This window comes from Bacillus atrophaeus, assembly GCF_039519175.1.
GTDB classification, from domain to species: Bacteria; Bacillota; Bacilli; order Bacillales; family Bacillaceae; genus Bacillus; species Bacillus atrophaeus.
In genome coordinates this window covers 2,393,355-2,405,670 of record NZ_CP154443.1, presented here as the reverse complement: position 1 = coordinate 2,405,670, position 12,316 = coordinate 2,393,355, and the positions used below count along the sequence as shown (strand labels likewise).

Annotated in this window: 12 protein-coding genes and 1 pseudogene; 9 read left to right on the top strand and 4 right to left on the bottom strand. The window is 42.9% G+C overall.

Annotated elements, in window-relative coordinates:
• Window positions 1-60 precede the first annotated feature (60 nt).
• Genes AAHT65_RS12100 through crcB form a run of 3 tightly spaced genes read left to right on the top strand, consistent with a single transcriptional unit; the run spans window position 61 to window position 1,527 of the window.
• On the top strand, window positions 61-792 hold the full coding sequence (locus AAHT65_RS12100) for a glycerophosphodiester phosphodiesterase (RefSeq protein WP_010788093.1): 732 nt from the start codon (window positions 61-63) through the stop codon (window positions 790-792).
• Window positions 779-1,174, top strand: coding sequence for a fluoride efflux transporter FluC (locus AAHT65_RS12095; RefSeq protein ID WP_088116835.1), 396 nt, complete (start codon window positions 779-781; stop codon window positions 1,172-1,174). The genes AAHT65_RS12100 and AAHT65_RS12095 overlap by 14 nt, the downstream gene beginning before the upstream one ends.
• Complete coding sequence (crcB, locus tag AAHT65_RS12090; protein ID WP_088116834.1) at window positions 1,171-1,527, top strand: fluoride efflux transporter CrcB; 357 nt, start codon at window positions 1,171-1,173, stop codon at window positions 1,525-1,527. The genes AAHT65_RS12095 and crcB overlap by 4 nt, the downstream gene beginning before the upstream one ends.
• A 232-nt stretch (window positions 1,528-1,759) precedes the next feature.
• Here crcB and AAHT65_RS12085 read toward each other — a convergent pair whose 3' ends face one another.
• Window positions 1,760-3,148, bottom strand: coding sequence for a hemolysin family protein (locus AAHT65_RS12085; RefSeq protein WP_343310286.1), 1,389 nt, complete (start codon window positions 3,146-3,148; stop codon window positions 1,760-1,762).
• Window positions 3,149-3,623: 475 nt separating this feature from the next.
• On the opposite strand from AAHT65_RS12085, the gene AAHT65_RS12080 reads away from it, so the two are divergent.
• From AAHT65_RS12080 to AAHT65_RS12070, 3 genes are all read left to right on the top strand, one after another.
• The gene (locus tag AAHT65_RS12080) at window positions 3,624-4,052 is read left to right on the top strand and encodes a MerR family transcriptional regulator (RefSeq protein ID WP_003327796.1); all 429 of its coding nucleotides are present in this window, start codon (window positions 3,624-3,626) and stop codon (window positions 4,050-4,052) included.
• Between the two features lie 60 nt (window positions 4,053-4,112).
• Entirely contained in the window at window positions 4,113-5,447 is a 1,335-nt protein-coding gene (locus AAHT65_RS12075; RefSeq protein WP_003327797.1) for a hemolysin family protein, read from the top strand.
• A 513-nt stretch (window positions 5,448-5,960) separates the two neighbouring features.
• A complete protein-coding gene (locus tag AAHT65_RS12070) occupies window positions 5,961-6,866 on the top strand; it encodes an NAD(P)-dependent oxidoreductase (RefSeq protein WP_343311534.1) in 906 nt (301 codons plus the stop codon).
• Between the two features lie 145 nt (window positions 6,867-7,011).
• On the opposite strand, the gene AAHT65_RS12065 is transcribed toward AAHT65_RS12070, so the two are convergent.
• From AAHT65_RS12065 to AAHT65_RS12055, 3 genes and pseudogenes are all read right to left on the bottom strand, one after another.
• Window positions 7,012-8,136 carry an FAD-dependent oxidoreductase gene (locus tag AAHT65_RS12065; protein ID WP_343310285.1) on the bottom strand — a complete coding sequence of 375 codons (1,125 nt, stop codon included), beginning with the start codon at window positions 8,134-8,136 and terminating at the stop codon, window positions 7,012-7,014.
• Window positions 8,137-8,386: 250 nt separating this feature from the next.
• Window positions 8,387-8,986, bottom strand: coding sequence for a 1-acylglycerol-3-phosphate O-acyltransferase (locus tag AAHT65_RS12060; protein WP_003327800.1), 600 nt, complete (start codon window positions 8,984-8,986; stop codon window positions 8,387-8,389).
• Window positions 8,987-9,127: 141 nt separating this feature from the next.
• Window positions 9,128-10,121: pseudogene (locus tag AAHT65_RS12055) on the bottom strand (aldo/keto reductase).
• Window positions 10,122-10,322: 201 nt separating this feature from the next.
• Between AAHT65_RS12055 and sigM the strand changes: the two are divergent.
• The 3 genes from sigM to AAHT65_RS12040 are packed head-to-tail and all read left to right on the top strand — an operon-like array spanning window position 10,323 to window position 12,158.
• Complete coding sequence (gene sigM / locus AAHT65_RS12050; RefSeq protein WP_003327802.1) at window positions 10,323-10,814, top strand: RNA polymerase sigma factor SigM; 492 nt, start codon at window positions 10,323-10,325, stop codon at window positions 10,812-10,814.
• Entirely contained in the window at window positions 10,804-11,880 is a 1,077-nt protein-coding gene (locus AAHT65_RS12045) for an anti-sigma factor (RefSeq protein WP_088116831.1), read from the top strand. Before sigM ends, AAHT65_RS12045 begins: the two co-directional genes overlap by 11 nt.
• On the top strand, window positions 11,868-12,158 hold the full coding sequence (locus tag AAHT65_RS12040) for a hypothetical protein (protein ID WP_003327804.1): 291 nt from the start codon (window positions 11,868-11,870) through the stop codon (window positions 12,156-12,158). The genes AAHT65_RS12045 and AAHT65_RS12040 overlap by 13 nt, the downstream gene beginning before the upstream one ends.
• The last annotated feature ends 158 nt before the right edge of the window (window positions 12,159-12,316 follow it).

The window sequence follows — 12,316 nt, the reverse complement described above, 5'->3', positions numbered from 1 at the left end:
GCGGCGCATATATGAACTTTGATACAATAACAGAAATGTCCATATGAGGAGCTGACACGCTTGTACACCATCGCCCATCGCGGAGCATCCGGGTACGCGCCGGAAAATACATTTGCCGCCTTCGACTTAGCTGCGGAACTGAAATCGGATATGATTGAGCTTGATGTGCAGCTCACCAAAGACCGGCACATTGTGGTGATACATGATGACAGGGTTGACCGGACGACGAACGGCACTGGCTATGTAAAGGATTATACGCTGAAAGAACTGCAAACACTTGATGCAGGGAGCTGGTTCGGCCCCGCCTTTCAAGGAGAAAAAATTCCGACACTTGAAGCCGTACTCAAGCGCTATCATCAGAAAGTCGGTCTGCTGATTGAATTGAAAGGCCCTCCTTCTCAAGTCGGACTTGAAAAAGAAGTGGGAAAGCTGTTAAGCACGTTTTCTTTCTCCATTTATAATATTGTTCAATCCTTTAACATCCGATCCATTCAGACGTTCCGCGATCTCTATCCTTCTATCCCGACAGCCGTCATTGCAAGACCGAGTTTCGGGCGATTGACGAGAAACCAATTGAAGGTCTATCAATCATGCGCGGATTATGCCAATATAAAATATACTCGGCTGAACCGTCTGCTTATATCTTCCGTCCATAAACGCGGCTTAAAAGTGTTTGCCTGGACGATAAGAGATCAAAAAACAGCCGACAAACTGCAAAGCATGGCTGTTGACGGCATCGTCACGGATTATCCTGATTTCACTTTAAAGGATGACAAACATGAAACAATATAGTGCTGTTTTTATCGGAGGCGCTGTAGGGTCCTGCCTCCGATATGGATTATCTGCATGGTTACATACAAATACGTTTCCCCTTGCAACTTGGCTTGAAAATATATCCGGAAGCTTTCTGCTCGGGCTGTTCACCGGGTTTTTTACAGTCCGGGCTAAGCGGCCTCTTCTGTCCGCTTTTTTAGGCACCGGCTTTTGCGGCGGGTTTACCACAATGTCGACGTTTTCTAAAGAATCGGTTATGATGCTGCAAACAGCCCCGGCAGCAGCCGCTGCATATATGGCTGCCTCACTTTTAGCAGGGATCGGCCTCGCGCTTGCCGGTGTTTTGTGCGGACGGCGAATCGCGGACGGACAGCAAAGGAAGGAGATTGATCCGTCATGACAATTGCCGGAATATGTATTGCTGGGGGGATCGGATCTGTGCTCCGCTTTTGGCTCGGACAGATGATTTCAGCCAAAAGGAACAGCTTCATCATTCCCATCGGTATTTTGACGATCAATATACTCGGAGCTTTCGGTCTCGGGCTGTTTACCGCACTTAACATCACCAATCCGTCCGTAAGCACCATCATCGGCACCGGATTTTTCGGCGCGTTTACCACTTTTTCCACTTTCAGTGTGGAAGCCGTTCAGCTGCTGCTTGAAAAGCGCGTAAAGGAAAGCCTGTTATACACCGCGATAACGCTATGCGGCTGCTTGGTTGCGTTTTGGTGCGGAATAGCGCTGTTATCTTGAATTTACAATAAAAATGAGGGAACTCCATTGATTGGAAGTTCCCTTTCTTATTCCGTTAAAGCTCCTTTATCTTGAAAAGATGACTGGCAGAAATCTGCTTAGGCACCTTCTGCCTTTTTTATGTTTGCTTTCTAATGAATACGATCATAGACCGGCACTATCAGCCCTTACAGAACGATTGATCGTTCTATTTAGATCATATTTCACACAGACTAACAAAAAAACCTTGAGCTTATTTTTCGCTCAAGGTTGCATTATTCAGCATAACCGGTTCGGGAATCGGCAGCTTGTGATGTGCCGCGCGTTCAGGGGTTTGGCTGACGTGTTCTTGTATGTCAATTTGCTTAATGTGCCGTCCGTCCATCTCTAGGACCTGTATCGTATACTGTCCGATTTGAATGGATTCTCCCGCTCCGATGTCAATGTTTTCTTTCAGAATCAGTCCGCCGATTGTGTCCACTTCTTCTTCTTGAATAGCTGCGCTCAAAAGCTCATTCACCTGATCTATGCGAACCTTTCCGTCCATCACATAATGGCGGTCGGACAGCTTCTGAATCAGCGGCTGCTCATCTTCGTCAAATTCGTCTCTGATTTCACCGACAATTTCTTCAAGAATATCCTCTGTCGTCACGATTCCCGAGGTTCCTCCGTATTCATCCGACAGAATCGCCAAATGAATGCGTTCCCGCTGCATTTTAATCAGCAGATCATGTATGGGAATCGTTTCAATGACTTCAATTACCGGGCGCACATACGAGCGTATCGAGATCTTCTCCCTTTCCTCATCGCTCGTAAACAGCAAGTCGGAAAACAAGTGCTTCGTGTTGACCATGCCGATTACGCTGTCTTTGTCACCGTCAGTTACGGGCCAGCGGGTGTATTTTTCTTTCAGCATGATTTGAAGCGTCTCATTCATCGTCATATCGGTTGAAACAGCGGCCATTTCTTTCCGCGGAATCATGATTTCTTTCGCTATTCGGTTATCGAATTCAAAAATCTTATTTACATATTTATATTCAGACGGATTAATTTCTCCGTTTTTCAAGCTTTCGGACAGCAGCATTCTGAGCTCTTCCTCAGAGTGAGAACTGTCGTGTTCCGACGCGGGCTTCAAACCAAACATTCCGGTCAAAAGCCTCGCAGATCCGTTGAGGACCCAAATAAAAGGATACATAAGCAAATAGAAAAAACGTAATGGACCTGCGATCAATAATGTCAGCTGTTCTGCCTTTTGAATAGCAACCGTTTTAGGGGCAAGCTCGCCTACAACGACATGCAGGAATGTAATCAAGCCGTATGCGGCCGCAAATGACAAAGCATGGGTAAGCGACGCCGGCAGACTGAATGCCTCAAACACCGGATGTAAAAGGCGTTCAAAAGCAGGTTCCCCCAGCACACCGAGTCCGATTGATGTCAAGGTGATGCCAAGCTGGGATGCGGATAAGTATTCATCCAGATCCGTAATAATACGTTTTGCGAGTATTGCCCGTTTGTTTCCTTCTGTTATAAGCTGATCAATTCTGGATCTCCTTACTTTAACAATCGCAAACTCACTTGCGACAAAAAATGCGGTTAAAGCAATGAGCACGCCAATTAAAATCAGACTGTCAATATCGTCCATTTAACCCCGCCCTTACGATAGGACAGGGAGTCACCTCCTGATAAAATCAAATTTTCTTAAGGTTGATGCGCTTGATGTATTGATGACTATGCAGAGGGCCCCATCATACCACCTCCAAGTCAATATGTTTAATAAATTGTATATTTTATTGTACCATAAATCATTCCAAAACAGAGTTTTAAATATTTTGATTTTTTGCTTCCCGAGTATAAAGGGCTTCTCTTTTAGCATGCGGCTGATGCTGTAATAGTTGCTCTATTTCTAAGCACAGTTGTTCTATCCCCTCTTCTATAGGAAGACGCTGCTGTAAAAAGTATCGTACATATATATATTGTTCCAGCAGCTGTCCGTACAGGTCCTTTGCCTTTATAGAATCCGGGGAAGCTTGACCTCGCTCGCTTAATTTCTAAGAACAATAAACTTGTGCAAATCCCCTTACATATATTAAACTATTCTCATAACTATAACGTGATGGTTGGGGAGGGATTTAGATGGGGCTGAGACTTATCGCATCAGTGAACTAGCGGCGCTTGCCGGAGTAACGAAACGAACAGTTGATTATTATACAAATCTCGGTCTGCTTACGCCGGCCAGATCCTGTTCGAATTACCGTTATTATGATGAAAACGCACTTAAACGTCTTATGTTTATTGTAGATTGCAAGCAGCAGCGATTGGCCCTGTCCGATATTAAAGATCGCCTGGAGAATCAGTTTCCCTCTTCAACTTTGAAAGATGATGAAATTGGTATTCTGACCTCAGAAATTGATCATATGAATCAAAACATCTCCGGAATCTTGCATCGGTTTGAAAGGTTGCAGCCTGAGGAACGCGATAAGCTGAAAAGCAAGCTCGCACCCGAAAAGCTGACCGTGCTTCAATCATTTTTGCTGCTGTTAAGTTAAAACATTATTTTACTTACAGGAGGTGTTACCTTCATTCTCGTTTAAGAGTGAAGGTTCTAATTGGATATTGTTAATTTGATTTTAGTCGCCGTTTTAATCGCGCTGACGGCATTTTTCGTAGCATCTGAGTTTGCCATTATCAGGATCAGAGGCTCACGGATTGATCAGTTGATCGCGGAAGGAAATAAATCAGCCATTGCCGCAAAAAAAGTGACCACGCACCTTGATGAATATTTATCAGCGTGCCAGCTGGGAATTACATTGACTTCGATTGGATTAGGGGTTTTAGGCGAATCGACGATTGAAAGGCTTCTTCACCCGCTTTTCGTACAGATGAACATGCCAGGTTCACTGTCTCACATCATCTCATTTATCCTTGCCTACGCCATCATTACTTTCCTGCACGTCGTTGTGGGAGAATTGGCGCCTAAGACGGTCGCAATTCAGAAAGCTGAAGCAGTGTCCATGCTGTTTGCCAAACCGCTGATTTGGTTCTACCGCATTATGTTCCCATTTATTTGGGTGCTGAACAACTCAGCACGATTATTGACGAAAGCTTTCGGCTTGGAGACCGTTTCTGAAAATGAACTGGCTCACTCCGAAGAAGAATTGCGGATTATCTTATCCGAAAGCTATAAAAGCGGAGAAATCAACCAATCAGAATTTAAATACGTGAATAAGATATTTGAATTTGATGACAGGCTTGCGAAAGAAATTATGATTCCAAGAACCGAAATTGTCAGCCTGCCGCACGATATTACGATCGCTGACATGATGGAAATCATTCAAATTGAAAAGTATACCCGGTACCCCGTTGAAGAAGGCGATAAAGATAATATTATCGGTGTCGTCAATATTAAAGAGGTGCTGACAGCCTGCATCAGCGGTGAGTATTCAGTTGAGTCAACAATCACCGACTTTGTGAATCCGATCATTCACGTCATTGAGTCTGCACCAATCCAAGATTTACTCGTCAAAATGCAAAAAGACAGAGTGCATATGGCTATTCTGTCAGACGAATACGGCGGAACAGCTGGACTTGTGACAGTTGAAGATATCATTGAAGAAATCGTCGGAGAAATCCGCGACGAATTCGATATTGATGAAATTAACGAAATCCGCAAGCTTGGAGACGGACATTATATGCTTGACGGGAAAGTGCTGATCGACCAAGTAAACGACCTTCTCGGCATTCATTTAGAAAACGAAGAAGTCGATACAATCGGAGGCTGGTTCCTGACCCAGAAATATGATGTTGAAAAGGACGATTCCATCATAGAAGAAGGCTGCGAATTTATTATTAATGAAATTGACGGCCACCATGTTGCTTATATTGAAGTGAAAAAGCTTCAGCACGAAGAGCTGTTAGAAGCGGCTGAACAGAAAGAAGCATAAAACAAAAAGACACCTTTTAAAAAGGTGTCTTTTTTAATTCAGTTTTTACAAACATTCCTGCCAAAGACTCGGAATAACAATTGGACACCTGAACCTGTTTTTTGATAAAATGCGATATTTCGCTACATGATTTACGGTTAAGATCATCATTTGCCGAACCGATTTCCTCTTACATTTAACCTTAAAATGACTAGCTCCTCGAATACCATGTCGAATAAAAATTTTCATGGTCATTTTTAGCTGTAAAGGCCCAAATCCGCTGACAAGCATAAATCACAATCATTTCCAATTTATAGATATTACTAATAAAACATGAATAAAAGGGGATTCTAACAGATATTAGGTGAGAATTTACTAAAAAACATTGGCTTTTCGGTAAGCATATTCTGCTCATTTCCTACTCAATGTATTAGCAGAATGAGTGAACGAATGCTCTGTTAAGAAATGAACCAAATAATTAGTGAAATGACTCTCAACCCTAATATTGCAGATATGAGTAAAGGAGCGAAAATGGTGAAAGTAGTAGTAACAGGAGCAGCAGGCAAAATCGGCCGATGGACCGTAAGAACACTCTTAGAATCCGGTCATGATGTAATAGCATCAGATAGAAAACTCAGGGAGGAATCTGCATCGAAAAAATTTATTCAAGCTGAATTACGTGATTATGGTCAGGTATGTCAGCTTTTAAATGGTTGTGATGCAGTGGTCCATCTTGGAAATATTCCTACCGATGTGAGGAATACATCCCAAGCTATATTTGAAAATAATATGCTCGTTAATTTCAATATACTGGAAGCTTGTAAAGATTTCAAAATCCCTAAGCTTGTGTGGGCATCAAGTGAAACTGTTTTGGGCTATCCATTTGTTCCGGAGGAGCTCAGCTACCTCCCTGTAGACGAAGAGCATCCAACTATCGTCAAATCGTCATATGCGATGGCAAAGCGGCTGACTGAAATCCTCTCAGACATGTATTCCAAGCTTATCAATACACAGATAGTCACTCTTCGGTTTGCTAATATATATGAGCCTGATGAATACGAAAAAATTCCCACCATGCACTGGAATGATCAACAAAAGGATGTTCAAAAGAAAAATGCATGGGCTTATTGCGATGTCAGAGACGCCGCAAACGCTTGCCGTCTTGCAATTGAAAAGAGTAATCTAGGGAATGATGTATTCCATATTACGGCCCCTGATACAATTATGTCCGATCTCAGCGAGGATTTAGCTAAAAGATTTTTTCCAGATGTCACTTTAAAGAAGGATATTCAAGGCCACGAGACTCTGATGGCAATAGATAAAGCACGGAAGATCCTTGGTTACGAACCACGTTATACATGGCGTACTGTTCTAAATAATGATGGCACAACCAAGGCACTGCCCGAGGATCAACTTGCTTTAATAAATAAATCCATATAAAAATCATCTACAGTTATAACCGATACAAATAAATCTGAATATGGGGATTCGATGAGGCTACTCTAATATTCCACACCGCCATGTATATCGATTCCTGCCAATAGGGAAAGTAACATCCCTTTTAGAGGAAAAAAGCAATGGGAGATCAACGATCCCCCATTGCTTTTTGAATATCATAATCATTTATATTTATATCCAAATCCATTTTGAATACCATCTTCGCCAGCTGTTCCCCAACATAGGGTCCCATTGTCAAACCAGACGACCCAAGTCCATTAGCGACTATAATACCGTCCCACCCCGGAAGAGATCCTATCACCGGAACTTCCCCTGGTGTGAAGGGACGAAGACCGACTCTTGCTTCTTGAAAAGTACTGTTCGATAAACCGGGAGCCATTTCTAAGCCCTTATTCAGAAGTTCCTGTATCCCGCCTGCTGTTATTCGTACATCATAGCCGTCTATATCATCTTCTCGGGTCGCCCCAATTACGATCCTCTGGTTATAAGCTAAAAGATATTCATTAGAAGGCGGCATGACAACAGGCCAAGTATCTGTGTCGCTTACGTCAGGAACTTGTACATAAACTATTTGTGCTTTTTGGCACCTTACTTTGAAATGAATGCCTAAAGGCTCCAATAATTGATCTGCCCAAACACCTGCACAAATAATGACCTCGTCAGATGAATAGCATTTTTCACCGACAGTTACTCCTGTTACCCGATTTGAATGAAATCGAAGAGCAGCATCACCAGTTAAAAAGGTTACACCTTTTCTTTGTGCAGATCGCAATAACGCATCTCGCAGCACTTGGCCATCCACACGGGCACCCCCGCTTAAGTGAACAGAATGATAACGGCCAGCCAGCAGAGGAAACAAATCACCGGTCTCTTTTTCAGCAAGATAGGTAATCTCACCGATTTCCGGGGCATCTATTTTGCGTTCTCGCACACGCTCTTCCAATTTTACGATTTTCTCTATGTCGTAATGATTACTGAGAACTCCCACTCGAGCATAACCAGTTTCTTTCTCGCCTTCGTTTTTAAGTTCTTCTATCAGACCAGGATAAAAACGTGCTCCAGCTTTTGCTAGCTGGTACCAAGCCTGATTGCTCCGCGGTGATATCCACGGGCAAATAATACCCTTAGCTGCATGGGTAGCCTGCCCTTTATCTTTGCGGTCTATAACAAGAACATCAGCACCCATTTTTGCTAACTGATATGCTGCCGATGCACCAAGAATCCCTGCGCCGACTACTATGACTTTTTTCATCCCCAGTACCCTTTCCTAAATTGCATTTATAAACTTCTCATATATTATAACTAAGTGCAGAAAAGTATAAACAATACGCAATTTTTTCAGGGGTTTTTATTACTTTAGGACGTGGAAAAGTGGCATAGATGTTCAGCTTACAATTGTGCAGGCATACACAATCAAAGTCCACATCATCCCGGATCAATAACAGCATATGCACCTTTCAATTGCTCCCCCATACTTTGGGACTTGAGTTTAAAGCTATTCTTTAAAGCTGCTCCAGCTTCTTTTCAAGCTCTTTAATGCTGTTGTTCAAAGCATCCGTCATTGCGGCAAGCTTTTCTTTAGAAGAATAATGGGCAAAATCCTCCTGGCGAAGCGGCTTACCGATGATCAGCTTCATTTTTCCTTTTTTGAAAAGTGCCTTTCCGCTTGACGGTCCTTTGTAGGCAGCAGGAACTAGCGGCGCTTTTCCCAATTGCGCAATGGTGACGGCTCCTCTTTTCAGCGGAACATCCTCAGACGTTCTCGTTCCGCTTGGGAAGATTCCGACGATTTCGCCTTCCTTCAGCAGCTTAATCGGTGTTTTGATGCTGCTCGGCCCTGGATTTTCCCGGTCGACCGGAAACGCGTTAATGCTTTTCAAAAAAGAACCGATCCATTTATTTTGAAAAAGCTCTTTTTTCGCCATGTAATGTATTTGGTAAGGAAGAACTCCGACTCCAAGTGTGATGACGTCTACCCAGCCGGAGTGTGTACACGCAATGACGAATCCTGAATCGGCCGGAAGGTTTTCTTTGTTATAGACTTTCACCCCTCCGCGCAGAGAAAGAATGACTTTTAGAGCATTTGCACAAAACTTATACATATCGCACTTCCTTTGTTGTTGTTATCAAATGATTCTATCTGTTATCTATTATAACAACATTTTTTATTACCTGGTACTAATAATTATCATTTCCTCTTTTCATGGCGCTAAAAAGCTGAGGCGGCGGCCTCAGCTTTTTTCTTACACTTCTTCTTTTGTCGGCGGTGCCATAAATTCAGGGCCGACCGGTTCTGATATCGTTTCCTGCAAAATATGATTGATATCTTTTTTGTCCTCAGAGGTCAATTCCCAGCCTGTAATATCTGAGACGGCTTCCACTTGTTCAGGTTTTCTGGCGCCCCACAAGGCAATACCTGTCCCGGGCTGGTCTAAAATCCATCTTACAGCAAGATGAATAACCGATTTCCTGTAACGTGAGTATGCCAATTCATCGAGTTTTTTAACAGCGGCGATGTATTCTTTAAAACGCGGCTGCTGAAATTTAGGGTCCTGTTTTCGAAGGATCACCTTCAAATGTGTAATCCTCCGTCATTTTTCCGGTTAAAAGCCCGCGGCATAAGCTTCCATACAAAAGCGCAGTCAGTCCCTTTTCCCTCGCATATGGGAGAACATCCTCTTCGGCCTCCCTTTCAAACAGGTTATACGGAGGCTGAATGGCGTGAATCGGCGCCACGGCCCTAAAGGTATCCATTTGCTCCACTGAGAAGTTACTGACGCCGATCGCTCTGATCTTCCCTGCGTCATACAGCTCCTTCATGGCTTCGGCAGTCTCTTCAATCGGGACGAGAGGGTCCGGCCAGTGAACTTGATAGAGATCTATATAATCTGTTTTTAATCTTTTTAAAGAATTCTCGATTTCCTCAATGATTCTGGCACGGGTTGCATGGCGATACAGCTGGTTATGCTTCCAATCAAGCGCCGTTTTGGTCGCAAGCACGACTTGATTTCTTGCGCCATATTGCTCAATCGCCTTTCCGACAATTTCTTCTGATTGCCCGAACCCGTATGCGGGAGCCGTATCTATGAATGTAATCCCCTTTTCAAAGGCGGCGTGGATTGTTTTGATTGCGTTTTCTTCATCGGTTCCGCCCCACATGGTGCCTCCGATGGCCCACGTGCCCAATCCGATTCTTGAAGCTTCAATTTCAGTGTTAGAGATATTGATATGTTCCATTATTCCACTCCTTACCCTTTTTCTGACCTTTTCCCATTGACAAAAATGTAAAACATGTGTCAGCCCTATCTTTCAGAGCAATTTTTAGGTACTATATAATAATGGTGTTTGATTAGGTGAAAATGGAAATAAGCCGTTTGCATGTAAAGTGCAACTTTAAACCTTTCTTATGCGTGTATAACATAGAGGGGAGAAAAGGCAGTGACGATCGATGAAATATACCAAATGTACATGAATGATGTTTACAGGTTCCTGCTCTCCATGACGAAAGACAAGCATCTCGCGGAGGATCTTTTGCAGGAAACTTTTATGCGGGCATACATACACATCCACTCCTACGACCACAGCAAAGTAAAGCCATGGCTTTTTCAAGTGGCCCGAAATGCGTTTATTGATTATGTCAGAAAACATAAAAAGGAAGTGACCATTTCTGATGACTTAATCGGGAGCCTTTTTCAAACGGCTGTTCAAAGCCCGGCTCATCAGGTTGAAATCAAGGAAGTGCTGACTGGATATATGTCCGAGCTTCCCGACAATTATCGGGAGGCCTTAACGCTATATTATTTAAAGGAATTAAATTACAAAGAAGCATCCCATATTATGAATATTTCAGAGGCTAATTTTAAAAGTGTTTTATTTCGTGCCAGACAGCGGCTGAAGACACTTTATAATAGAGGTGTTAATGATGAATGAAGAATTTAAAAAGCGTTTTGAACAATATAAAAATGGAGAGATGAGCGACCAGGAAATGATCGCATTTGAAGAAGAGCTTGAGAAACTTGAAGTGTATCAAGAACTCATTGAGAGTGAAATGCAAGACGAGCCCCAATGGGACGCCACGATCAGCCCGGAAAAACAAAAAGCGATTCTGTCATATGGAAAACGAAAATCCTATTTGCGTATCTCTGTCTTGGCTGTCATTTCAACATTAATTATCTTGCCGCTTTGCACGCTGGGAAGCTACCTCTATTATGGGCTGGGAGGAAAACAAAGCACCGGAAATGAATTCATGGAAACAGCGGCTGTTACCGTAGCGCTTACAATGCCTAACGTCCTTGTTGATACGTCCGGCTTAAAAAGCCAGGTCAAACTGTTCGGAATGAATACAGAATTTCCGCTGCAAAAGCAGATCGGAACAAAAACAATAGCGGTTGGAAATGAAAGAATTGAGATGTTTTATGATAAAGTCAAAGCACCCTCTGTCAATTACTATGATTTAGAAGCCAATCAATCAAGCCATTATTTTACCCACCCTTCCGGCTTAAAGGAAAAAACGACTTCTAAAGCACAGGAAACACTGAAAAAATTGCCTGAAGGAACGGTTTCTGAAGTATATCTCTCGTATGACCGCGCGTATCCTTCAAATGATATCTATGAAAAATTCAGCGGTTATGATGTAAGGTTCCTCTGGAATGCAATTGAGACGGAAAAAAATCTGAAAGACACCCCTTATGCAGAGCCGCTAGGATTTCCCGGGAAAGATTCCAAGGTGCTTCCTACATTTGAATCACAAGGTGAATCGGATCGCGAACAATTTATCAATGCGCTCGAATATATGTCCAAGCATAAAAACTGGGTGCACGTCATTTCGAAACGTAAAGATATGAATCTGGATAACAGAGTTGATTATGTCGAACAACATGGCGTAAATGTTTACGGTTCTGTCGTGACGGGGCCGACAAAGGAAATTGAACGTCTGCTTAAAAACAAATCAGTGAAAGCAGCAAAAATCGGCGAGGTGGAACTATGGAACTGGTAAGAATATTTAAAGAGCATAATGTGTTTGGCTGGATTTCTGTCGGGACAGCTGTTCTGTCTCTGCTCATGCTGAACTTGGCCATTATCAGCAACGTCACTTTTTATTCCTATCAAATGCTGCCGTTCGCCATGGCCGCCGTCCCTTTCGGCATTGCCGAGCTGATCATTAAAAAAGGCCGCACAGGCCCGGGCCTGCTCGGTGTTGTCCTAAATCTTTTTGTTATTATCTGTGTATATACAATTGTAGCTGTCGATACGAATTTACAGTTTGGTTTTTAAAAGACGCCCCGAGAGGCGTCTTTTTTTATCCTTAATTTCGCGGCATGAATCTCAACAGCAAAATACATGGCACGAAACTTGCATGTTAAATACGTGAAATGATTTAAAGGCTTAGGAGGCAATCATGTATGCTTGATTCCACACAGAAATAAAAACGC